Annotated in this window: 22 protein-coding genes; 13 read left to right on the top strand and 9 right to left on the bottom strand. The window is 33.8% G+C overall.

The features are described from left to right. The first annotated feature begins 710 nt into the window (after positions 1–710). Positions 711–2366 (top strand): hypothetical protein, encoded by a 1656-nt coding sequence (locus tag RAM17_RS05540; RefSeq protein ID WP_146208338.1) that lies wholly within the window; start codon positions 711–713, stop codon positions 2364–2366. Between the two features lie 478 nt (positions 2367–2844). Here the strand turns inward: RAM17_RS05540 and RAM17_RS05545 are convergent, their stop codons facing one another. From RAM17_RS05545 to RAM17_RS05565, 5 genes are read right to left on the bottom strand one after another with little or no spacing between them, the layout of a single operon-like run. After that, positions 2845–4203 carry an FAD-binding oxidoreductase gene (locus RAM17_RS05545; protein WP_110448181.1) on the bottom strand — a complete coding sequence of 453 codons (1359 nt, stop codon included), beginning with the start codon at positions 4201–4203 and terminating at the stop codon, positions 2845–2847. Positions 4204–4216: 13 nt separating this feature from the next. Next, entirely contained in the window at positions 4217–4888 is a 672-nt protein-coding gene (locus tag RAM17_RS05550) for a methionine ABC transporter permease (protein ID WP_366939966.1), read from the bottom strand. Further along, on the bottom strand, positions 4888–5907 hold the full coding sequence (locus RAM17_RS05555) for a methionine ABC transporter ATP-binding protein (RefSeq protein WP_110448180.1): 1020 nt from the start codon (positions 5905–5907) through the stop codon (positions 4888–4890). The genes RAM17_RS05550 and RAM17_RS05555 overlap by 1 nt, the downstream gene beginning before the upstream one ends. Before the next feature lie 2 nt (positions 5908–5909). Continuing rightward, positions 5910–6728 (bottom strand): MetQ/NlpA family ABC transporter substrate-binding protein, encoded by an 819-nt coding sequence (locus tag RAM17_RS05560; RefSeq protein WP_110448179.1) that lies wholly within the window; start codon positions 6726–6728, stop codon positions 5910–5912. Beyond that, positions 6713–7888: a pyridoxal phosphate-dependent aminotransferase gene (locus RAM17_RS05565; protein WP_110448178.1), complete on the bottom strand. Its 1176-nt coding sequence runs from the start codon at positions 7886–7888 to the stop codon at positions 6713–6715. Before RAM17_RS05565 ends, RAM17_RS05560 begins: the two co-directional genes overlap by 16 nt. Before the next feature lie 297 nt (positions 7889–8185). Between RAM17_RS05565 and RAM17_RS05570 the strand changes: the two genes are divergently transcribed. Then, positions 8186–8524 (top strand): Grx4 family monothiol glutaredoxin, encoded by a 339-nt coding sequence (locus RAM17_RS05570; RefSeq protein WP_086364562.1) that lies wholly within the window; start codon positions 8186–8188, stop codon positions 8522–8524. A 75-nt stretch (positions 8525–8599) separates the two neighbouring features. On the opposite strand, the gene rnt is transcribed toward RAM17_RS05570, so the two are convergent. Beyond that, positions 8600–9259 (bottom strand): ribonuclease T, encoded by a 660-nt coding sequence (gene rnt / locus RAM17_RS05575; RefSeq protein ID WP_220000087.1) that lies wholly within the window; start codon positions 9257–9259, stop codon positions 8600–8602. A gap of 775 nt (positions 9260–10034) precedes the next feature. Between rnt and RAM17_RS05580 the strand changes: the two genes are divergently transcribed. From RAM17_RS05580 to cysZ, 7 genes are all read left to right on the top strand, one after another. Then, positions 10035–10793 (top strand): Nif3-like dinuclear metal center hexameric protein, encoded by a 759-nt coding sequence (locus RAM17_RS05580; protein WP_110448176.1) that lies wholly within the window; start codon positions 10035–10037, stop codon positions 10791–10793. A 97-nt stretch (positions 10794–10890) separates the two neighbouring features. Then, entirely contained in the window at positions 10891–11769 is an 879-nt protein-coding gene (gene dapA / locus RAM17_RS05585) for a 4-hydroxy-tetrahydrodipicolinate synthase (RefSeq protein WP_110448175.1), read from the top strand. 36 nt (positions 11770–11805) lie between these two features. Further along, positions 11806–12576, top strand: coding sequence for an outer membrane protein assembly factor BamC (gene bamC, locus RAM17_RS05590; RefSeq protein ID WP_110448174.1), 771 nt, complete (start codon positions 11806–11808; stop codon positions 12574–12576). Positions 12577–12776: 200 nt separating this feature from the next. Next, positions 12777–13487, top strand: coding sequence for a phosphoribosylaminoimidazolesuccinocarboxamide synthase (gene purC, locus RAM17_RS05595; protein ID WP_110448173.1), 711 nt, complete (start codon positions 12777–12779; stop codon positions 13485–13487). Then, complete coding sequence (locus RAM17_RS05600) at positions 13487–13942, top strand: DUF441 domain-containing protein (RefSeq protein WP_110448172.1); 456 nt, start codon at positions 13487–13489, stop codon at positions 13940–13942. Before purC ends, RAM17_RS05600 begins: the two co-directional genes overlap by 1 nt. Before the next feature lie 3 nt (positions 13943–13945). Continuing rightward, positions 13946–15880 carry a tRNA(Met) cytidine acetyltransferase TmcA gene (locus RAM17_RS05605; RefSeq protein ID WP_146208337.1) on the top strand — a complete coding sequence of 645 codons (1935 nt, stop codon included), beginning with the start codon at positions 13946–13948 and terminating at the stop codon, positions 15878–15880. 107 nt (positions 15881–15987) lie between these two features. Further along, positions 15988–16800, top strand: coding sequence for a sulfate transporter CysZ (cysZ, locus tag RAM17_RS05610; protein WP_110448388.1), 813 nt, complete (start codon positions 15988–15990; stop codon positions 16798–16800). 5 nt (positions 16801–16805) lie between these two features. On the opposite strand, the gene RAM17_RS05615 is transcribed toward cysZ, so the two are convergent. The 3 genes from RAM17_RS05615 to RAM17_RS05625 all read right to left on the bottom strand — a co-directional run bounded on the left by RAM17_RS05615 (position 16806) and on the right by RAM17_RS05625 (position 18604). Further along, positions 16806–16991, bottom strand: a complete 186-nt coding sequence (locus RAM17_RS05615) for a YpfN family protein (RefSeq protein ID WP_110448170.1) — start codon at positions 16989–16991, stop codon at positions 16806–16808. A 103-nt stretch (positions 16992–17094) separates the two neighbouring features. Next, positions 17095–18234, bottom strand: coding sequence for a succinyl-diaminopimelate desuccinylase (gene dapE / locus RAM17_RS05620; protein WP_110448169.1), 1140 nt, complete (start codon positions 18232–18234; stop codon positions 17095–17097). Positions 18235–18247: 13 nt separating this feature from the next. Further along, positions 18248–18604, bottom strand: a complete 357-nt coding sequence (locus tag RAM17_RS05625; protein WP_110448168.1) for an ArsC family reductase — start codon at positions 18602–18604, stop codon at positions 18248–18250. Between the two features lie 581 nt (positions 18605–19185). On the opposite strand from RAM17_RS05625, the gene RAM17_RS05630 reads away from it, so the two are divergent. The 4 genes from RAM17_RS05630 (at position 19186) to mltG (ending at position 23713) form a co-directional block, all read left to right on the top strand. Beyond that, on the top strand, positions 19186–20457 hold the full coding sequence (locus RAM17_RS05630; protein ID WP_146208336.1) for a hypothetical protein: 1272 nt from the start codon (positions 19186–19188) through the stop codon (positions 20455–20457). A 364-nt stretch (positions 20458–20821) separates the two neighbouring features. Then, the gene (locus tag RAM17_RS05635) at positions 20822–21391 is read left to right on the top strand and encodes a hypothetical protein (protein ID WP_110448166.1); all 570 of its coding nucleotides are present in this window, start codon (positions 20822–20824) and stop codon (positions 21389–21391) included. 213 nt (positions 21392–21604) lie between these two features. Beyond that, positions 21605–22690, top strand: coding sequence for an alanine racemase (alr, locus tag RAM17_RS05640; RefSeq protein WP_110448165.1), 1086 nt, complete (start codon positions 21605–21607; stop codon positions 22688–22690). Positions 22691–22693: 3 nt separating this feature from the next. Beyond that, positions 22694–23713 carry an endolytic transglycosylase MltG gene (mltG, locus tag RAM17_RS05645; RefSeq protein WP_110448164.1) on the top strand — a complete coding sequence of 340 codons (1020 nt, stop codon included), beginning with the start codon at positions 22694–22696 and terminating at the stop codon, positions 23711–23713. Positions 23714–23730 lie beyond the last annotated feature (17 nt).

A 23730-nucleotide genomic window follows, 5' to 3' on the forward strand; every position in this document is an offset into this window, starting at 1 on the left:
ATAGTCAGTTGGAAGTTAAATATTACTTGAAATTATTTATAATAATTAATAGCAAAATATATTCAAATTATTTAATTGAAAATTGTTTTTATTCTTAAAGTGAACCACTTCCCCCCATAGCAATATTAATATAGATAATTCATTGAATTGCAGACATTTAATTTTCAAAACTGTAGTTCTCTCAATTGAATAGTACAAGTGTGTTTTCGAGCAACCTTTGCACTATAAAGTTTGTATCATTATAGATAAAAATCAATAACAGTTGTTCTTCAAAATTAGTAAGCATAAATTAATTTATGCATGTATTACCAAATTAAATATAAAGCAAAACAGATAACCAAATTTGTTTTGATTATATTTTTGTCAGAAAAGTAATTTTATAACAATAAAACAATGAAGTGTGAATAAATGGGATTCGGAGTATGTTTAAATACAATTATTTAAAAAATAGTCATAACTTGAAATTATTTTCAATACTATTGTTGGGAATTTATTCTAAATTTGTAATTGAAAATCGTTTTATATTTTCAGTATTTAAACATTTACTACCATGCAATTTCGCTAAAGATAAATTATTATCTAGTCGTTATTTACGGTTTTTTTTGTTGTCTTCAATTTATAGTATAGTAAAATTAACTAAGAAAATACAAAAGGTTAATTCAAATTTATTTAATCCGTTGGCAAAAATCAGTTTTTTTTTCATAATTATCATGGTTAATTCTGTTTATGCTTTGAATGTCACTACAGCTGAAAGTATACAAGGTTCTCAACCTTATTTAACTTTAGGTAATGGCAGCATTAAAGCTGATAATAGTGATTCTTTATTAAGCATTACTCTTTCTAATGGCAAAGTTATCACTCCTAGTGATGATGTTTCAAGTATAACTAATCCAATATATTTACCTCATTCAAAACAGTCTTTTACAAGGATTAGAACCATTATTCCATTCACTGAACAAGGAAATCCTAATTATCCGCAAGTGAAAATTTCTGATCTACTGGGCTCGCCGTTTAACTTTTATGCTGATGATGATGGTGATGGTTTTGATGAAAATGGTAATGTTACTGCAACAGCTAGCGGTAATATCAGTTTGAAATGGGAGGCTCGGAATCCGAAAGTGCCCGATATTAATGCTCAAAATGCGTATATTGACATTACTTCAACAGTAAAAAATAATCCTAGAGAAATGATTAGTTTATGTGATAGTCCATATCGCTTAACGATAAGTACTAGTAATGGTGAATTAAAAACTGAATACGGCAAACCTAATAACAATATTTTTACTCAAAAAAGTCATACTTACTATATAAGTGCTAAAATGTTGCCAACAGTCTGTTATGCTCAGCCGAATTTACTTTATGATAACGCTTCTTATGGCAACAATATGATCAATGTAGATTATGATGGCCCTCTTTGGGATTCAGCCAAGCTTTCAGATAATGAATATAGAGGTTTTCCAAGTAAAGGTTTTAAAGTAAGAAATGCGCATACTAGTGGTGAATATGAAGGCGAAAATTCAGTCTACAATAATAACTTTCCAAGTACTGGCTCAAATGGCTTATATTTTTATTTACTCCTTAAAGGAGCAACACCAGAAGAGATGTTAGCCGCCAATGGTAGTACGATAATCGCTAAAGAAGGTGGTAGGGTGAAGTTATCACTATCTGTTGAATCTACACCAAAATGGAGGCATGATGACAGATTACCTGCTCCCATCCCTTATTGGAATAGTGAGCCAGCATTAAAGGTTACATTATCTGGACCACATAGTGGTTCTAACACTAAAACGTTTAATCCCGCTACTTTTAAACTCTATACCGATAGTGCTGAGACACATACATTATATGAATTTAAAATAATGCGTTGGTATATTCCGCAACCTAAAGTTACTTATGGTGAAGGTGATGCGAGAAAATGGTCAAAGAGCGATGCGCAGTCTTATCAAGCAAAAGCTCGTGCTTATTGTTCAAGTTTAGGTGCTAATTATCGTTTGGCAAATATTAGCGATTTTACTAATGCTAATCGATATCGCTATGGCTGGAATAGCGGTATTGCTGGTAGAGGTTCTAAAGCGTATCGTCGTCAGTTAAGCTACCTTTCGGCTGGTAACTGGGTAGGTGGTATAAATAATGAATGGGGATGTTTAGTTAATGATTGGAATGCTGCAGGTAGTGATCAGTACCGTTGCAGTGGTTATTCTGGTAGTGATTGGGATTCATATGCATATTGGACTGACAATTTAGCTAAAGATGTTACTGACTCTGAGGATGAAGCAAAACCATTAGTCAATCCTATGAATGTAGGCGAACCTATGGTTTATGATTCTTATGACTATCAGTATCGGGCAGCTTGTGTTAGCCCGTAAAGCTACTTTCCATCAGTAATTACTTACCACTGTTGCTAGTGAAAAAACTGGCAACAAATTTATCCTCTTAAGTATTCAATCAAATAGAATTATTTCTAATTATTTTTATGATTAAAACATAGTGTAGACTAATAAGTTCCACTCAGTTCAACGAACAAAAAGAATTAATTTTTGTCAACGTGTTGGATAGATAATTACCTAACTGATAAGAAGTAGATGTGTTTTTAATGATTATATAAAAATTTCTGTCAGCAACAGATATTAGGTTAGATATCAAATTTTTATATAAAAGATAAGCAACTTATTAGTGAATAGTTACTTAGTCTTTTTAATCATTAATTAAAAGGGATTTTTAGAATTTAAAAAACCCTGTTCTCAAATTTGTCTATGAAATAATTAAAACGGTTATAAAGCGTTTTAATTCTGATTTAGATCATTACATCTAATATAAATTGTCAGAATATTAATATTAGTAAACTTAAACTACAGTCATATAAACTTGATTATTCAGTAAATTTTTAGGATCAAACTGTTGTTTAATTGTACGCATTAATTGGCGATTTGCTTCAGGAATTGCAGCATTGTAATAACTTACTTTCGCCGTTCCGATGCCATGTTCCGCAGAAGGCAATCCTCCTAATTCAAGACATTTTTGATAAAGCGCTTGGTGAACATTTTGCAGATCAGATTGCCATTGTTTGTCATCACGATTATCACGTAAAATGCATAGATGAATGTTACCATCGCCAGCGTGACCAAAGGCTAACATACGCATGTGGGTTTGTGTTTCTAGTTGTTTGGTGAAATTAATGAAATCGCTAATGCGATTTATTGGTACCACTATATCGATTGGATCTTGTTCTGTTATTGCTTCAACTGCACGTACTAACGAACCTCGAATCGTCCAGATTTGATTAGTTTGATTATTATCTTCGGCAACAAAATAGTCACAATCGCCTAAATTAGTTAATAGCAGTTTGCGTAGTTGTTCAATGGTTTGTAGATCGGAACCATCAAGCATAATAATTAGATAAGCTTGGCTATTTGGTAGCGGGAATTTAAAACCAGAATACCGTTCGCCCCATTGTGCGACTTTACGTTCAACAAACTCCAATGCAGTCGGCGTAAGGGTATGTAGCACGGTGGTAATACTACTAATGGCTTGTTCAATAGTATTAAAACCAACAATAAATGTTTGTGATACTTTTGGTTTAGCTATCAGTTTTAAAGTACATTGCGTGATGATACCTAAGGTACCTTCACTGCCAATAAAGAGATGTTTTAAGGCTAGTCCAGTGTTGTCTTTAACATTTTTACTACCAATATTTAACACACTACCATTAGCCATTACAACTTCAATTGCTTGCACATAATCTCGAGTTACACCATATTTTACTGCCCGCATACCACCTGCATTAGTACTAATATTTCCGCCAATGGTGGCATTTTTAGCGCCCGGATCAGGCGGATAAAAAAGGTCATGTTTTTCAACAAACTGTTGTAGGTCTTGCAGTAAAATACCCGATTGTACGGTAACGGTGAATGTTTGCTTGTCCAGTTCCACAATATGATTCATTAAAGATAAATCAAGAATAATACCGCCATTAGGAATAGTCGAGCCGACTAAGTTAGTACCAGCACCACGAGTGGTAATATTAAGATTATTGGTATTAGCGTATTTAACAATCGCAGCTACTTCTGCTGTGGTTTTGGGGTAGACTAATATATCGGCATAGCCATATTTTAATTTTAAACCATCAGTTAGATGTGATGGTGGGATCGCATTTTTTGCAATGATACGTTTAGGATCTGTAATAATGTCTGTGAGTTTGTTCATGCTGAATTACCAACTATTTATAACTTTTATCGAAGTGATTAGCTAACTTGTCACCAAGGTATTGAATCACCATCACAATAAAAATAAGAATAATAATACATAAAATGAGGATTTCGGTTACATAGCGTTGATACCCATAACGAATGGCTAAATCCCCAATACCACCACCGCCAACAACCCCAGCCATTGAGCTAAAACTAATAAGCGAAATGGTGGTAACCGTTGCGTGTCGAATCAATTGTGCCATCGCTTCTGGAAATAAAATACCGAATATAATGCGGATATGCGATGCACCACTTGCTACCGCTGCTTCTATCACCCCTTTATCTATTTGACTAAATGCATTTTCAGCTAACCTAGCATAAAATGCGATAGCTGCAAGTGAAAGAGGGAAAATTACCGCTTTGGGGCCTACAGTCGTGCCGACGAGTAACGCTCCCAAAGGTAGTACGGTAACCATTAAAATCAAAAAAGGAATTGAACGAGTGGCATTGATGATAAAATTAGCGATACTATTGATAATTCTGTTTTTGAAAAAGAATTGATTTGACATTAAAAACAGCAATAAACCTATGAGTGTACCAAATATTAGACCAGCTAATAATGACCAACTTACCATGATAAATGTTTCGTAAGCTGCTTGCCATAACATTTGCGCCATTTCGGCAATGGTGAGCTTTATCATTAATTTATTTCCTCAATAATAACTTCTTGCTGTGCTAACTTTGTTATCAGATTTTGAATATTATCTGTTTCCCCAATAATTTCGATCACCAAATTACCTAACGCTTGATTATCAAAATACTCAATAAAACCATGTAAAATATTGAATGCCACTTGCGTTTCAATTGCTGATTGATATAGTATTGGTTGGGTAGTGTTTTCGTTAATATATCGCAAACGCACTAATTTACCTTTGGCATTTTGTTTGATGATATCTGGTAAATGAGTGTTTTCATCAATATTGAGAAATTCTTGCGTGAAGGGCTGTTTAGGGCCGGCAAAAAGATTGAACGTAGTGTTCATTTCCACTATTTCGCCTTGTGACATCACCGCAACTCGATGACAGATCTTTTTAACCACATCAATTTCATGAGTAATTAGTACTATGGTCAATGAAAATTTTTGATTGAGCTCTTTTAATAAATCAAGTATTGCGCTAGTGGTAGTTGGATCTAATGCGCTTGTCGCTTCGTCACACAATAGAATTTTTGCATCATTGGCAAGCGCTCTAGCAATGCCAACTCGCTGCTTTTGCCCACCACTGAGTTCGGCAGGGTAGGCATTAGCCTTATCGCTTAACCCAACTAAAGTAAGCAATTCGTTGACTCTACTTTTTACCGCATCACCTTTTTTTCCGGCAGCTTTAAGCACAAATGCAATATTTTCATAGACAGTTTTCGATGACGCTAAATTAAAGTTTTGAAAAATCATCCCAACTTGAAAACGAAATGCTTGCAGTTGACGACCGCGCAAGGTTTTTATGTTAACGCCATTGATAATGATTTGTCCGGAAGAGGGATCTGCAAGCCGATTAAGCGTTCTTACTAATGTACTTTTGCCTGCACCGCTCGATCCGATAATACCGAAGATCTCGCCTTGATTTACATCAAATGAGACCTTTTTTACGGCTTCAATCACTTGCTGGTTTGCTTCGAATCTTACCGAAACATCTTTTACCTGAATTAATGGGTTAGTTTGCATAATTAAAATAATTGATAATCTGGTTTTTGGAAGGTATAGAAAATACCATTTTTATCATTAATCACTTGAGCAAATTCTGGTGATTTAAGTACTTCAATAATGTCTTTGCCTAATTTATCTTTAGATTCACTGCGAATCGCAATAACATTTTTGAGATCTTTATCTAATACTTCTTGATAAAGCGCTTTTGAAAGATCTAACCCAGCACCAATCGCATAATTGCCATTGACTACTGATAATACAGCGCTATCTAAAGAACGTGGTGTTTGTGGTGCTTCAATTGGTACAATATTTAATCCATAACGATTTTCGATTACGTTGTTAGGGGTGAGATTATTTTTATCTACATTTGGATCGAGCTTAATTAATCCAGCGGCTTCTAAAATGCGTAATGCCCGAGCTTCATTAGTTACGTCGTTAGCTATCGTGACTTGATCACCCTGTTTTAACTGTGAAAAATCAGTAATTTTATTTGAATAAATTCCAGCGCCAGCAGTTGGTACAAAGCCAACAGCAGTGATATCTAAATTGCGTGCTTGTTTAAAGTTATTAAGGTAAGTTAAATGTTGAAACAAATTAACATCAATCTCTTTATTGGCTAGTGCTAAGTTTGGTTGGACATAATCGCTAAATTCACGAATTTCTACTTGATAACCTTTCTTTTCAAGACTTGGTGCGATAGCTTGTTTAAACATATCTCCATATGGCCCAGCGGCAACACCTACCGTAATTTGATTTTCTTTCTTAGCATTGTCACAACCAGTTAAGACAATTAGAGACGATAAAATAGCTAAACTAGCCACAATTAGTTTTTTAAACATGATAATTTTTCCTTGAGTTTGGATAATCTTTCTAAAGCTGCAATTAGCGTTGGTTCTTGTTTTGCAAAATGGAAGCGAATATAGCGATATTCAGGGTGCTTAAAAAAGGCGGAGCCTGGTACGGCAGCTACACCCACCTCTCTGATTAACCATTCACAAAATTCAAAATCGGTATTAAAAGGATTAATCTCTGAAATATCAACTAATACATAATAAGCACCTTGAGGTTCATAATATGTAAGTCCTATGTCATCTAATCCACTTAAAAATAAATGACGTTTATCAGTATAGGTTTGGATTAACTGTTGGTAATAATCTTCACCTAAGGCTAATCCTGCACAAGCTGCTTTTTGTAATGGTGCTGCAGCACCAACGGTAAGAAAATCATGAATCATCTTACAACCGTCAATAATTTTCTTATCAGCAATAATATATCCAAGTCGCCAACCAGTTATCGAATATGTTTTCGATAGTGAGCTACAGCAAATTGTTCGCTCTTTCATATTAGGGAAATTGGCTAAATAAAGATGTTGATGCGGTGCATAAACCATATGCTCATAAACTTCATCGGTAATAATGAAAGCATCAAACTCAATAGCTAGTTGGCTAATATAGTCAAGTTCTGCTTTGGTAAATACCTTGCCACAAGGATTGCTAGGATTACATAAAATTAAAGCTTTAGCTCCTTGTTCAAAAGCTTGTCGAAGTTGTTGCTTATCAAATTCGAATGTTGGTGGAATTAGCGGTACATAAATTGGGGTAGCATCGGATAGAATCGCGTCTGCCCCGTAGTTTTCGTAAAAAGGTGAAAAGATAATAACTTTATCTTTCGGATTACAGACCGTCATTACCGCACACATCATTGCTTCGGTACTACCACATGTTACCAGCACATTTTCATCTGGATTGATATCAATATTCATTAATTTTTGTTGTTTTTTAGCTAACAAACGTCGAAATTCAGCTGAACCCCACGTAATTTCATATTGATGAGGACCATCATCCGCAGCTTGTTTTAATGCATCAATTAAAGATTTAGGTGGGTCAAAATCAGGAAACCCCTGAGATAAATTGATTGCTTGATATTGATTAGCGATCCGAGTCATCCGACGGATAACCGAATCAGAAAAGTGATCGAGTCGATTGGCTAATTTATGCATTGTTTTTTTATTTATTAAAATTATGAAGCAAGTGATTATAATATAAAAACTTAATTTAGCTGTTAAATAATATATTCATATATAGTTATATTTTTTTCTTATAACAAAGTTAATAGTTGATATTAGTTATTCAAAAAATTTTGAGGAGTGCACTTTTTTAAACGAAAAAGTTATGAAATAAGGGCTCTCATAATTGATATTTTTCTATCAAAGTAAACAAATAAATCTATATAACTTGACTTTATTCTACGTTAAAATAGTATCTTTATTGTTATGACATATTAAGGAATCAACCTAATGACAACTGAATTAACCACACTTGATAAGATTAAAAAGCAAATCGATGAAAATCCGATTATTCTTTATATGAAAGGGTCACCCAAATTACCAAGTTGTGGATTTTCAGCTCAAGCGGTACAAGTATTATCACAATGTGGTGTACCTTTTGCCTATGTGGATATTTTACAAAATCCCGATATTCGAGCTGAATTACCAAAATATGCTAATTGGCCAACTTTCCCGCAACTTTGGGTTGAAGGTGAATTAGTCGGTGGTTGTGACATTATGTTAGAAATGTTTCAGACTGGTGAATTGCAGACCTTGATCAAACAGACTGCTGAAAAACATAAACCATAATTGTTTATTTTGTATGTAAAAAAGAGAGTTCGCAACTCTCTTTTTTATTTATAATTTTGACTTTGCCATTTAGTCTTATGGCTGCTCAGTGTCTGCTTTAGCTTGCTGCTCGTTATGCGGTAATGGCCAACCGCCAAGTCGTTTAAAGCGATTAACAATTTCACAAAATAAAATGGCTGTTTTTTCGGTATCATATAAGGCACTATGGGCTTGTTTATGATCGAATGGCATTTCAGCTGCTTCACACGCTTTTGCAAGGACAGTCTGACCAAACACTAATCCACTAAGCGAAGCCGTGTCAAAGGTAGCAAAAGGATGAAAAGGATTGCGTTTGATGCCTGCTCGTTCAGATGCAGCCATTAAAAAACTATGGTCGAAATGAGCATTATGAGCAACAATAACTGCTCGGGTACAGTCATTGGCCTTAATACCATTTCTTACAAGTTTAAATATCGCTTCTAATGCTATTTTTTCATCAACTGCATCACGTAACGGATTATCAGGATCAATACCATTAAATGCTAAAGCTGTCGGTTCTAAAATTGCATTTTCAAATGGTTTTACATTGAATTGTAGCGTTTCATCTGGTGCTAAAAAGCCCTCTTCATCCATTTTCAATGTAATAGCTGCAATTTCTAAAATTGCATTTTGATTAGGATCAAAGCCTGATGTTTCAATATCAATTACAACAGGATAGAAACCACGAAAGCGTTCACATAATTTAGCGTTTGGCACAATACATTGTCTTATTTTGGCAAAAATTATTGACTATTATGCCAGTTTTTGCTTATTTCGACTAGATTAACCGTAATTTTTAACTGTTTACTTAGATTAAACGTTGAATTGTAAGAAACTTAAAGTGTTTTGGATGAAAGTTTTGCCTAGATTGCTTATGTTATTTTTTATTTATGAGTATTTTATTGTCTTGCTAAAGGGTTTAAATAACAATCAATTCATACATTAGAACTATTAATATTTTTATAAAATTTAGTAAATTTAGTAAATTTAGAATTTAGTTATATATTGTTTTTTTATACGGAATAATTATTGCGATTAATTTGAATATAATGATTAAACTTATCTAAAATTGACAAGAAATCTCAATCTGTTATCTAACTCATTTATCTATTTATTACTCTTTATATTTAACTATAAATAGTGGGTATTATCTAGATTGATTTAATCACTTAAATAGCCTTAACGCTTAAAATAAATGCAGTTAATTCCCCAGGGGCATGAGGGAATTCCGATTGCTTTTCAATAATAAATTCACCGAGAGTTTTCATTGTTTCATAAATCCTTTATATCAATGTCTGTATAATATAAATTTCAGTAGTTAAATCGAAATCTATTTTTCGATAATATACGTGAGATATTTTGAGAAAGCGACTATAATTAGAAAGTCGTTAGTTAGTTTTTTGTGTGAAAAAAGTTTAATTAATTCAAATTGTTTGATTCCATCTGAGTTTTTCATACATAGAGCGGGTTAAATTTAAAAAGTGAGGTTATTTTGCATCAATTTGAACTTCAACAAATCATCAATAATGAATTGCAAGTGACAAGATATCGTGACTATGCACCAAATGGATTACAGGTTCAAGGACGATCGGAAGTTAAAAAAATTGTGACAGGAGTTACAGCTTGTCAATTATTGTTAGATAAAGCAGTGGAACTTAATGCTGATGCTGTGTTGGTTCATCATGGTTATTTTTGGAAGAATGAACCACAAACTATTACTGGGATTAAATATCATCGAATGAAAACCTTACTCAAACATGATATTAATTTATATAGTTATCATCTGCCATTAGATGGTCATCCTGTTTTAGGTAATAATGTATTGCTAGGGCAAATGTTGGATATTACAGTTGATATGCGTGAAGACATAACCGATCTATTATTCACAGGCACTTTAAACAATCCACTTACAGCGTTAGAGTTTAAACAAAAACTTGAACAAAAATTACATAATGGTCAACGTTCAGTGCTGTTTTGTGGTGATAATGCGCCAACTGTAATTAATCGAGTGGCATGGTGTAGTGGTGGTGGTCAAGATTTTATTGAATCGGCAGCTCAACAAGGCATTGATGCCTTTTTTACCGGTGAAGTATCGGAACGTACTATTCATATCGCTCGTGAATATGGTATTAATTTTTATGCCGCTGGTCATCATGCAACTGAGCGTTGTGGTATCAAAAAATTAGGTGAATGGTTATCTAATCACTATGACTTAGAAATTATTTTTGTCGATATTGATAATCCTGCATAACAAATGTTGAATTTAAATAAGAAATATCGCATACTTATTCGCAGTTTTTTTAATCTTTAAGTTGTTTTGACAAACAAAAAATATGAGAGGTCGCTTTATGTTTACAGGAAGTCTGGTCGCACTTGTTACTCCAATGGATACGAAAGGAAATGTCGACCATGTAAGCTTAAAAAAATTGGTCGAATATCATATTGAAAATGGCACATCTGCTATTGTATCAGTAGGAACTACTGGCGAATCAGCTACACTCAATCATCATGAACATATTGATGTTATTAAACGCACAATTGATTATTCTGATGGGCGTATTGATATTATTGCTGGAACTGGTTCAAATGCTACTAAAGAAGCGATCGAATTAACTCGTCAAGTTGAAAATATTGGTGTGGTAGGCTGTTTAACAGTAGCTCCTTATTATAATAAACCAACCCAAGAAGGACTATACCAACATTTCAAAGCTATCGCAGAAAATACCGAATTACCACAAATTCTTTATAATGTACCAGGTCGAACCTGTAGTGATATTAAGCCGGAAACTGTAGGTCGATTAGCGGAAATTAAAAATATTGTGGCGTTGAAGGATGCAACAGGCGATCTTTCACGTGTATACAAAACTCGTAAATTGGTTGGTGATGAATTTAAGTTATTAAGTGGCGATGATGCAACTTTCTTAGACTTCATTATTTTAGGGGGTAATGGTGTTATTTCAGTTACTGCTAATGTGGCAGCTAAACAAGTAGCGACGGTTTATGAGTTGGCAATTAATAATCAAATTCAACAGGCTCGAGCTTTAAATGATACTTTAATGGCATTACATACAAATTTATTCATTGAACCTAATCCAACTCCAGCAAAATGGGCTTGCACCAGATTAGGTTTAATGGCAAATGGAACAATTCGTTTACCATTAGTACCATTAAGTGATTCAGCCATTCCGGTAGTTGAGCAAGCATTAAAAGATGCTAATTTACTGTAATATTGACTATAACCCTTAATTTATAAGCAGGAATTTATGTTGAATAAAACTGTATTAAAAAGCAATGCCTTTAAAAGAATAGCTATTATATCTGCATTTGCTTCTATATTTCTTGTTGGCTGTAGTAGTGATCAAAATTATAAACGAGAGATTGATGGTAATGAAGACTACCTTAATTCACCATCCTTAAAAGCGTTAGTTATTCCAGAAGGGGTTTCTGTACCAATTGAAGCCGGTGACTTCTATATTGATAATAGTGATATTGAAGGTGCATTAGGTAAACATCTTGACATTCGTCCACCAACGGTGCCGATTACAACAGTTGATGAAGCATTTGCTATTTATAACAATGCTACAGTAACATTTAACGCACCGATTAGTAGTGGTGTTTGGAACAGTATCCCAAACACATTGGCTAAGCAAAATATTTCAATCGTTGCAAGTGACAATAATACCATTAAAACAGGTAATGCTGTTATTGCTCGAGGAGACGAACAACAACCGGTCGATGTATCATATATTTTTAAACGTCAAATATTAGGTGAAACAGAAACAATTACTATTGTGTTACATACATTAACGCGCGGTAATGAAGATCTTATGTCACAACCGATCGAAGTTCAGCGTTATGCTGTTGGATTATTTAATCAAATAATGGATGATGTCGCCCCTGAGTCGCTACGAACTGTACCGGTTAAAGAAAAAACAGATGAAGATAAAAAAGATGATAAAGAATCAGATCCAAATAAAGCGCTGAAAGAAGACCTTAAAGATGATATTCGCGATGGCATCAGAAATGATCGCTAATTTAACGTTCCGAGAATCTATCATCTACACGAGTTAAAACGGTACAAAGGCTATTTTAACCCAATAGTGGAGTAACTTTTGGTTACCTTTATTGATACTATAATGAAAGATTATACAATAAGGTGACTATACTTGATTTGAAATTAAGGGGCGAATAGCTCCTTAATTATTTATTGGCAATTTGATATAAGGTTATAAACATGAAGAAGTTGGCTGAGCTTTATCGTGGTAAAGCAAAAACTGTTTACACCACTGACAACCCTGATCTATTGATTCTTGAATTCCGTAATGATACGTCGGCCTTTGATGGACTGCGCATTGAGCAGTTAGATCGTAAAGGGATGGTAAATAATAAATTTAACTATTTTATTATGACAAAGTTACGTGAAGCAGGTATACCAACTCAGGTTGAAGCCCTATTATCAGACAATGAAGTACTGGTTAAAAAACTTGATATGGTTCCAGTTGAATGTGTGGTGCGTAACCGTGCAGCTGGTTCATTAGTTAAGCGTTTAGGGGTTGAAGAGGGCAAAATCCTTAATCCACCAACATTTGAACTATTCTTAAAAAATGATGCACTACATGACCCAATGGTTAATGAGTCACACTGTAAATCATTTGGCTGGGCAACTGACGAACAGTTAGCTACCATGAAGGAACTTAGCTTTAAAATCAACGCTGTTTTAACCGAGTTGTTCGATAAAGCCGGCTTGATTCTGGTTGATTACAAGTTAGAGTTTGGTTTATTCAAGGGTGAAATTACTTTAGGTGATGAGTTCTCTCCAGATGGTTGTCGCTTATGGGAAAAAGAAACCTTGAAAAAAATGGATAAAGATCGCTTCCGTCAAGGACTTGGCGGTGTCATTGAGGCTTATGAAGAGGTTGCCAAACGTATTGGTGTTCCACTTTAATGTTTGCCCAATTTGATATCTCTTTTTTTCTTTTATTAGGTTTAGCTGCACTGTGTTATGTTACGCATAATAACACAGTGACCTTTGCGGTATTGTTGCTGTTGTTATTTAAATTAACACCACTAGCAAGCTATTTTCCGTTCTTAAATCAATATGGCTTAACCATTGGTATTGTTATCTTAACTGCAGCAATGATGGTTCCTTTGGCTGATGGTTCATTAAAAATCAACGAAATTTTAAAATCATTTACCTCTTGGCAATCAATTTTAGCCATTTTAGTTGGTATTTTAGTGTCATGGTTAGGTACTCGAGGGATATCATTAATTGGCGCTCATCCTACTATTGTTAATGGTTTAATTATTGGTACCTTGATTGGGGTTGCTTTTTTCAAAGGTGTGCCAGTTGGACCATTAATTGCAGCTGGTATATTGTCACTATTAATTGGAAAAAGTTAATTGATGATTAATCCTACTAGCACCAGAAAACTATGGGTGTTACAAGGTTGTCGTACCCAATTATTTAATCAAATTAACGCTATAATTAATCAGTTTCCTGGTGATTGGGTAACGGTCACTACGCAGACTGATTTACCAAATGTTATTCACCATTATATTAATCCAAATCAAGCTAAATCTTTACTTGGACAAGAGTTTAAGCATGCTATTTTTGATGCCACTGACGGTTTTAATCTTGATGCTTTTGCTATGTTAACTGGTACCTTAATTAAAAATAGTGTCCTTATTTTACTTCTACCTGAAAGTTATTCTAATTGGCTTGATCAAGATAGTTTACGTTGGAATGAATCAACCACGCCAATTATGGTACCTAATTTTATTCGTCATTTACAGCAAACATTGCTGGAATTTGCACATGTTGATATGCCAATTATCCAATCCTTGGAAAATCAAGATGGCGATGTAACTCAACAGCAAATAGTGCTAACACAATTATTGCAAAGTGATAGTTTACTAAATATATTAATAGCAAAACGAGGCCGAGGTAAATCAGCATTGGCAGGGCTGTTTACTCATCATCGGAGATGTTGGGTAACAGCACCTAATAAAAATGCATTAGTTACTTTTTTCCAGTTTGCTGAGGCTGATATATCATTCTACGCACCTGATCAATTAATGGTCATGAATGAACATCAATTTCCTGACTGGTTAATTATTGATGAAGCTGCCATGATACCATTACCAATGCTAGAAAAAATATTGCAATTAGCATTGTCTAAACAAAGCAAAATTTTACTGACCACCACAGTAGAAGGTTATGAAGGTACTGGGCAAGGTTTTTTACTAAAGTTATTAAAAACACAATCCACTAGGCAATTTTATTTAGATAAACCAATCCGTTGGAAAGATAACGATGATTTAGAACGGTTAACTGATAAATTGTTACTCAATGGCGTATCAACTAGCGATATAAAATCGGAAATTGATGAACATACAATTAGCTATTCTATCACTGAAAGGCAAGATATTGATGCGCTAAAATCAATTTTTTATTTATTGAAAATGGCGCATTATCAAACAACATTGGTTGATTTAAGAAGGTTATTTGATGCAGAAAATTTATCGGTGTGGCAAGTCAATCATACCGAACAACTTATTGCAGCAGCAGTAACAATTAATGAAGGAAATTTGCCAAATAAGCTAATTGATGAAGTATGGCGAGGTACTCGCCGACCTAAAGGTAATTTGGTTGCACAATCACTGGTAGCTCATGCTGGTGATAAACTGGCAGCTAAACTTAAGTCGGTTAGAATTAACCGTATTGCGGTTATTGAACCTTATCGACGTCAAAAGATAGCTAAACATTTAGTACAACATATTTATCAACATGCATCCATAAATAATAATGATTTTATTTCGGTTAGTTTTGCTTATAGTGAAGCAAATTATCAGTTTTGGCTTGCTTGTGGATTTGCATTGGTACACATTGCTAGCCATAAACAAGCGAATTCAGGTAGTTATTCTATGATGGCAATAAAGCCAATAACTCAGCAAGGTCATCTGCTAACACAACGTTTAGTACAGCGTTTACAACGTAATGCCTATTGGCTTGCGAATATTATCGATTTGCCGTTTAATCAATTGTTAACAATCAATGATCAACAAAACTTATCTTTAGATGATTATCAAGTTTTACAAGGATTTTGTGATTATCATCGACCGTTTGAAGCTTGTTATGCTTCATTGTGTCGTTTGGCTAATACAAATGTTAACCATAGTAAAACACCAATGCCACTACTTAAAGCATTAGTGCAACAAAAGACTAGTGAATCAGAATTAATAAAACAATATCAATTAACCGGCCGTAATCAATTAATTAAGTCAATTAAACATGAAGTCAAATCTTGGTTCACAAATAACCAACCTGACTGTATGTAAACAAAATAATTTAATACTAAAAAGCGTAAAGTGTATTGCTGTCTAATTTAATCTACGTTTAAAATGTCGCCAAATTAAAGTAAAAGGAATAAATTTTGACAACACCTATGTTAGAACAACCATCGCATCATCAATATTCGAATCCTAATCAAAATCGAAAACCGAAAAGCGGTATTGAATATTTTCTTGAAGGATGGGCATTAGCATTTAGCCCCGGCCTAAAAAGGTTTGTTTTCTTACCATTACTTGCTAATATCATTATTATGTCGGCACTTTTTTACTGGTTCTTTGTCTCAATTACCGGCATGGTCGACTGGGGTTTATCATTTTTACCTAGTTGGCTACATTGGTTAGGTTATATTATCAGTTTTATTGTGATTTTAACCTTGGTGATCTTATTTTGTTATTTTTTTAGTACTATCACTAATATTATTGCTGCCCCTTTCAATGGATTGCTGGCTGAGCAGGTTGAAGCACAATTAACCGGAATTCCGGCACCAGATACTTCATGGATCAGTTTGATTAAAGATCTGCCTCGAATTTTAAAACGGGAACTACAAAAGTTAGCTAATTATTTGTTGTGGGCGATTCCGATTTTACTGAGTTATTTTATTCCGGTCATAGGCCAATCAGTTACCCCAATAGTTTGGTTTTTATTTACTGCTTGGCAGATCAATATTCAATATGCTGATTATGCATTTGATAATCATAAGGTATCTTTTGTGCGTATGCGCCAATTATTAAAACAACATCGAGGGGATAATTTGTTATTTGGCATTTTAATTAGTTTCTTTACCATGGTGCCATTATTAAATTTAATTATTATGCCCATTGCGGTTTGTGGTGCGACAGCAATGTGGGTAGATCGTTATCGTCACCAAGCTATCTTTACTAGTCAAAGTCATGATTTTCGACAATAGATAAACTAGTTTTGCTTAGGTTGAGATGGCCAGTCGTCATCTTCATCATCACTATAAGGGATAGGTTTTATCCCTTTCTTTTTTTCTAAATAGTCCTTATAACTCAGTTTATTTAGCGCTTTAATGGTATTAATAAAAATTCCAATCAACACGATAATAATTAGCCACCAGTAATCTTTAAGCCATTCCATTACTATCTCCTTAGCATTATAGGTTTGCTACTATTTAGCTAATATGTGTGTATTGTCATTCAGGTTCACACAACACACAAATATCAATTAACTGAGCAAATATTTAAGCAAGTAACAATTTTTCTAAAATATCGATATAAATAGCTTGTAATGTAATGATATCTTGGCAATTAACATTTTCATTTACTTTATGAATGGTTTTGTTAATTACTCCAAATTCAATGACTTGACACCCCAATTTAGCAATAAAACGGCCGTCAGATGTGCCGCCACTGGTTGATAGTTTGGTATCAACCTGTGTAAATGCTTTGATGGCACTAGCTGTAGCGTCGGTCAGTTCACCTTGAGGAGTTAAGAATGGTTGTCCAGACAATCGCCAATTTAAGGTATAATTTAAGTTGTGTTTTTGTAAAATAGCATCGACTTTAGATTTAATCATTTCATCGGTCAATTCACTACTATAACGGAAGTTGAATTGAACGGATAACTCACCAGGTACGACATTTTCAGCACCAGTTCCACCATTAATGTTAGCCACTTGCATAGTGGTTTGAGGGAAATATTGATTACCATTATCCCACACTGTTGCGACTAACTCATTTAGTACTGGTGCAAATCTATGTACAGGATTATCTGCAAGGTGAGGATAAGCAACATGGCCTTGAATACCATGCACGACTAAATTTGCCGTTAAAGAGCCTCGTCGACCATTTTTAATTTGATCGCCGAACACACTATCACTTGATGGTTCACCGACAATACAATAGTCAATATGTTCTTGGCGTTTTATCAATAAATCAACTACTTTAACCGTACCATCGCTGGCATCAGCTTCTTCGTCTGAAGTAATTAAGAAAGCGACTCGTCCAGCATGTTCAGGGTATTTTTTGACAAATGATTCAGCAGCACAAACCATAGCAGCTACACCACTTTTCATATCTGCAGCTCCACGACCATACAATATGCCATTTTTATCAATAGTTGGCTCAAAAGGAGGGCAGTTCCATTTACTTTCATCTCCAGCCGGTACAACATCAGTATGACCGGCAAACATCAAGGTTTTTCCTGTTGAGTCACCATGATAGGCCCAGAGGTTTTTGGTATTGCCGATATTGACTTCTTCAATAACAAAACCGAGTGGTTTTAAACGATCGATAATTATCTGTTGGCAATTTTTGTCATCAGGGCTTATTGATTTTTCAGCAATCAATGCTTTGGTTAGGGCAATAACGGGTTCAGTCATGGTGATCTCTATTTTATTGTTGAGGTTTAACAAATTGTGAATAGCTTTCTTCAGAAAAGCCTAATAATGCTTGTTTACCATCAATAAGCAATGGTCGTTTTAAAATTGATGGGTTGGCTAACATAATTTTAATTGCAGCATCTTGATTATCAATTTGATCGCGCAGTGCTTCATCCAGTTTACGCCAAGTTGTACCTCGAGTATTTAGTAAACTTTGCCAATCAACTAATTTTAATAAATCGTTTAATAGTTCTGCTGATAAACCATCAGTTTTATAATTATGAAATTGATAATTAATTTGATGCTCATCAAGCCAAGTAAATGCTTTTTTCATGGTATTACAATTTTTAATGCCATAAATAATATACATAGCTTTATTCCCAAATAAGAAATAGTAAAAATCGATTATAACAGTTAATCACAAAAGACAGCAAACAAGAGACGCGAGAGTTTAATTTAAAAACGGTTAACTTTTTAATCAAAAAAGTTGAGGAAAGGGGTTTTTATGGACGAATAATTGCCAATTTTCTATCTTTTTGAAGATGTTTTCATTTAATTTAAAGCTTTTTCTTTAATCGACTAGATGTAGTATTGCCATTTTCAACTTACATATCTTAACAAAATGTACTTAGACAGTGTTTGCCAAATTAAGGGAACTTCTTTATAATTTTAGAGTTATTATTTTGTTTTTTAAATAAAACAAAAAGATATATTACAAAGGATTGAAAATATGTTAAAATACAGTTGTTTAGAGGCCAGCCAGCCAGCCATAATTTTCTACTTAGCTTAGTAGAAAAATTACACTTATTAAGTCTTATCTATCCTCGACTATTTCTAAATTTAACTAATTATTTTTCTTCAAATTTAATCAGTTTACAATCGCAAATCGCTAGGTGTTTGCTTATTTTTTCAATGTATTTTATCTCACTACCCCTTAGTCAAGCATATGCTTTGTCGGCACATACAACTAATATTATCCGAGGTAATGCTCCCGAATTGGTTAATGCTAAAATAGCTGCAGATAAACATGGTTTTACAGTAAATGGTGTATTTTATAGTGAATCAACAGGCAATATAAGAGAAGGCGAAATAAAAGAGTTTGATGGCAATTTAACGTTTAATCATTTTGTTGTAAAGCTATTTAGTTATCAATCATTAGACAATCAAAAGAATTATCAAGATATAGATGGAGATAATATCGATCCTATTCAACCGTTTTTGATGACAACAACTTATTGGCAATGGTTTGATGCGAATGGGGTTAAAATACCCGATAAAGATAAAAATAAGATAATTGGTTGTGGAAGTGGTTATCCAATGCCGTTAAGATTAGAGATAAGCAATCAAGCACAAGCCATTTCACAATATGGAATACCACGAGAAAGTGATTTCGTGACAATAAAGAAAGTATACCAAATTGCTGCAAAACCGCAAATTTGTTATGCCAAACCTAACTCAACTATTATATCACCAGAAATGCAATGGTTAACCAATAACCAAGATAATGATTTTAGTTTTGATAGCAATAAGAATTGGTGGAATATAAAAAAAGATTCTAAACCTCATGTAAGAAATGGTGGAGGATATACTAGTGATTATGTACCTGATTATGGATATAAGGTCACTAACACTTTAACTGGAAAATTATTTCCAACTAGTGGATTTCCCGGTGCAAAATTTCAGTTACTTATGAGCGGAGCGCAGCGTGATTATAGTTATAGTATAGTGGCTAATCCTGGAAATAATGTTTCAATTGATGCAATGGGTTTTATTACATTAAAAGATAAACCATTGGGAAAAGTTACGGTTAGAGCAACATATAAGAGAAACACTTCAATTAAACTTGACTATAGTTTTGATCCAAGAAGTAATTGGGTTATACCTTATAATTGGTCATATAATTGGACCAATGCGTCTAACTATTGTAGATTACTAACTCGAAAAGAATTTACCAATTCTCCTAGAAATCAAGCTCCACAAAATTGGTTATACGAATATAATGCATTTACTCGAGCCATTGATGGTACAATATTAGGTGAATGGGGACCAATAAGCCCAAAAAATTATCCTCAATCAAATTGGGCAGATCAATTATATTGGACTTCAGAATATTGGGGGGCTCTTTCTGGAGATAACTCAGCTCATTTTAGGATAGGTTTATATCTTGGCGACGTAGGAGTTGGAGTTGATACAAATGCACATTATGTTATTTGTAAAGGTTGATTTGCTGAAAGATCTTAGAGTTTATTAATTTGATGAAATTGGATATTGAGATAATACAAGAATATGAATGGAATTATGATTTAAGTAATTGGTAAAAGTTCTAATATGATAGGTTGTGTTAAATAGTTTTTTATTTGAAGCATCAAAGTATGGTGATAAATATTGGTAATAAAAATATAAATTGAAAAATGTTATGTTTGAAATATTAACCATTAATAAACATATAAAATAAATTTATTTATTAAAAATAAAATGTTTTATGAATTCTGTTCGCAAGCGCAAAGCGCCCGCGAACAGTAATTTTTAGTACCGGCGAAGTAGCGCATAGCGATACACCGCCGAAAAATTTGAGTAAAAAACAGACATGTTTATAGAAGAAAAATTAAGTATATCCCAACGACATAATTATTTAAGTTTAATTGAAGAAGGTATTTTTTTTAGAGCTTATAATCAATCAGCGTATATTTTAAGTCAATATTATCATCAAGAATTAAAAGTTATGAGCAATATGGTTAAAAAGCTTAATAATCAACTGATAGTTTTTTGTGCGTTTCCTAAAATGCAAATAAAGCAACGATTACCGCGTGCAGTTAAAACAGAATGGGGTTATGAATTAAAGGGAAATTTTGAATTATCTAATTATCAAGATTGGTTTGAGCAGATATTAAGTTTAGATTCAGATTCAAAATATATAAAAAATATTAACAAGAAAAATATTAATCACGATGGAAATTCTCTAAAAAAACAAGAAAAAATATTACAGCGACAGTTAACTAGCGCGATGAATGCTAGTTTGGCAAGCCCTATATTTTATAATATTCAACTAACCCAACAACAATTGAAATTTTTACACAAATGGCAAAGAGGAAATTGTTTGCCAATTATCATGGAAAATTTTATAGAAAGTATCAAACAGCAATTACAAAAAAATTAGTTTATAACTTTTACCAAAACTTTGTGGAATAAAGATTTTAGGCTGAAAATTATCGATATTTAACAATATATTACTTATTATTATCACGAAATCAATTTTTTATTATCATTCAATTTATTCAAACAAAATCTTGTAAATTACCGATTTTTTAATTGTGATTATTGGTAACAAATTTTACAATAGAAGCTTCATTTATATGTTAGGTTTTATAAAATGTCTATTGCTGTTGTAGAAGTGAATTGTAAATCGATTCTACATAATATTGAATTTTTTAGGGAAAAATCTCCTGATAGCACATTAATGGCTGTGGTTAAAGCAAATGCTTATGGTCACGGTATGGAAGGTGTAGCTAAGTTAGTTGAGGATAGGGTTGACTGTTTTGGCGTTGCACGTATTTCTGAAGCGATAGCGTTACGCCAATCTGGTATTCGTAGTTCCATTGTACTTTTAGAAGGCTTTTTTCCTCACGATGATATTAATGATTTACTGGATTTCAATCTACAACCAGTCATTCATTCTAGTTGGCAAATTGATGCATTAAATACCATTCCGTTTGCAAATGAAATCACAGCTTGGTTCAAAATTGATACAGGTATGCATCGCTTAGGCTTTCATCTTGATGAGGCTGTAACAGAATTTAATCGATTAGCCAACTGTAATATTATTCGTCAACCAATCAATATTATTAGCCATTTTAGTAGTGCTGATGAATTAAGTTCAACACAAACCAGTAAACAAATGGCTTTGTTTGATGAGTTTATTCATTCTCTTGATGCGAATTTAGTGGGTAGACAGCAATCAATAGCAGCATCAGGTGGTATACTCGCTTGGCCTAATTCTCATCGTAATATGATTCGACTTGGTATTGCTTTATATGGAGTTTCACCTTTTACTGAGCAAGTGATAGATCTTGAACCCGCTATGACACTTAAATCGGAATTAATCACGGTTCGTAAACACCTGAAAGGGCAATCAGTTGGTTATGGACAAACTTGGACTAGTAAAAGTGATACCATTTTAGGGGTTGTGGCAATGGGATATGGTGATGGGTATCCTCGAGGTGTTCCAGCAAATACACCGGTAAGTGTTAACGGGCGAATTGTACCTATTGTTGGTCGTGTCTCAATGGATATGATTGTGGTAGATTTAGGTCAAAATAGCCAAGACAAACCAGGTGATGAAGTTATTTTTTGGGGCAAAGAGTTACCTATTGAACAAATTGCCAAGCACACAGGAATTAGTGCTTATGAGTTATTAACGCGCTTAACTGCACGCGCAAAAATTCGTTATAAAGATTAAGTTATGATTAAAAAATTATTTATATACACATTTCTGGCGTTAGTTTTAATTGGTGGTGGTTCACTAGGTATTGGTTACTATTTTTTACAGCAGTTTTCTCAACAACATATGAATATCACTACGGATAATCAAATGTTTGTATTAAAAAAAGGAACCTCATTACATCAATTAGTTGAGCAAGTAAAGAATAGTAATTTGATGCAACAAGCTTACTTGCTTCCGTATTTATATAAACTCGATCCTTCATTAAGCTCTATTAAAGCTGGTACTTATCAATTGCATCCTCATATGACAGTTGAAGAGTTTTTAAAATTACTTGTCTCTGGTAAAGAAAGTAGTTTTTATGTGCAATTTGTTGAAGGAAAGCGAGCAAAAGATTGGTTAAATGTGCTTAGTAACACGCCTTATATTCAGCAAACATTAACGGGTAAGTCTCATGATGAAATTGCCAAGTTGTTAGGCATTGATGGCCCATTAGAAGGTTGGTTATCACCTGATACTTATCAATATACAGCTGATAGTCTTGATATCAATATTTTGAAACGTGCATATTTAACTATGAAGACGAATCTACAAAAAGTATGGGACAATCGTGATAGTGATCTACCTTATAAATCCCCTTATGAATTGTTGATTATTGCTTCAATTATTGAAAAAGAGACTGGAATCAGTTCAGAACGAGCAAACGTTGCCTCTGTTTTTGTTAACCGCTTAAAAGCTAATATGAAGTTACAAACGGATCCAACCATTATTTACGGTTTGGGTGAGAATTATACAGGAACGATTAGGCGTATTGATTTGACTGATACTAATAATCCTTATAATACCTATGTAATTGAAGGCTTGCCACCGACACCGATTGCTATGCCTAGTTTGGCATCGCTTGAAGCGGCAGCTCATCCGGCAAAAACCAAATATCTGTTTTTTGTTGCTAATGGAACCGGTGGGCATACGTTCAGTAGTACTTATAGCAACCATCAGCAAGCGGTGAATGAATATCGCCGACTTATGAATAATAATTAATTTATTTTATACTACAG

Source organism: Gilliamella apis (genome assembly GCF_030758615.1).
In the GTDB taxonomy this organism is placed as follows: Bacteria; Pseudomonadota; Gammaproteobacteria; order Enterobacterales; family Orbaceae; genus Gilliamella; species Gilliamella apis_A.

Excerpts from the sequence above, each read along its gene's own strand:
- RAM17_RS05540 (WP_146208338.1), top strand. The coding sequence starts at position 711 with ATGGTTAATTCTGTTTATGCTTTGAATGTCACTACAGCTGAAAGTATA.
- RAM17_RS05545 (WP_110448181.1), bottom strand. The coding sequence starts at position 4,203 with ATGAACAAACTCACAGACATTATTACAGATCCTAAACGTATCATTGCA.
- RAM17_RS05550 (WP_366939966.1), bottom strand. The coding sequence starts at position 4,888 with ATGATAAAGCTCACCATTGCCGAAATGGCGCAAATGTTATGGCAAGCA.
- RAM17_RS05555 (WP_110448180.1), bottom strand. The coding sequence starts at position 5,907 with ATGCAAACTAACCCATTAATTCAGGTAAAAGATGTTTCGGTAAGATTC.
- RAM17_RS05560 (WP_110448179.1), bottom strand. The coding sequence starts at position 6,728 with ATGTTTAAAAAACTAATTGTGGCTAGTTTAGCTATTTTATCGTCTCTA.
- RAM17_RS05565 (WP_110448178.1), bottom strand. The coding sequence starts at position 7,888 with ATGCATAAATTAGCCAATCGACTCGATCACTTTTCTGATTCGGTTATC.
- RAM17_RS05570 (WP_086364562.1), top strand. The coding sequence starts at position 8,186 with ATGACAACTGAATTAACCACACTTGATAAGATTAAAAAGCAAATCGAT.
- dapA (WP_110448175.1), top strand. The coding sequence starts at position 10,891 with ATGTTTACAGGAAGTCTGGTCGCACTTGTTACTCCAATGGATACGAAA.
- bamC (WP_110448174.1), top strand. The coding sequence starts at position 11,806 with ATGTTGAATAAAACTGTATTAAAAAGCAATGCCTTTAAAAGAATAGCT.
- purC (WP_110448173.1), top strand. The coding sequence starts at position 12,777 with ATGAAGAAGTTGGCTGAGCTTTATCGTGGTAAAGCAAAAACTGTTTAC.
- RAM17_RS05600 (WP_110448172.1), top strand. The coding sequence starts at position 13,487 with ATGTTTGCCCAATTTGATATCTCTTTTTTTCTTTTATTAGGTTTAGCT.
- RAM17_RS05605 (WP_146208337.1), top strand. The coding sequence starts at position 13,946 with ATGATTAATCCTACTAGCACCAGAAAACTATGGGTGTTACAAGGTTGT.
- cysZ (WP_110448388.1), top strand. The coding sequence starts at position 15,988 with ATGTTAGAACAACCATCGCATCATCAATATTCGAATCCTAATCAAAAT.
- RAM17_RS05615 (WP_110448170.1), bottom strand. The coding sequence starts at position 16,991 with ATGGAATGGCTTAAAGATTACTGGTGGCTAATTATTATCGTGTTGATT.
- dapE (WP_110448169.1), bottom strand. The coding sequence starts at position 18,234 with ATGACTGAACCCGTTATTGCCCTAACCAAAGCATTGATTGCTGAAAAA.
- RAM17_RS05625 (WP_110448168.1), bottom strand. The coding sequence starts at position 18,604 with ATGTATATTATTTATGGCATTAAAAATTGTAATACCATGAAAAAAGCA.
- RAM17_RS05635 (WP_110448166.1), top strand. The coding sequence starts at position 20,822 with ATGTTTATAGAAGAAAAATTAAGTATATCCCAACGACATAATTATTTA.
- alr (WP_110448165.1), top strand. The coding sequence starts at position 21,605 with ATGTCTATTGCTGTTGTAGAAGTGAATTGTAAATCGATTCTACATAAT.
- mltG (WP_110448164.1), top strand. The coding sequence starts at position 22,694 with ATGATTAAAAAATTATTTATATACACATTTCTGGCGTTAGTTTTAATT.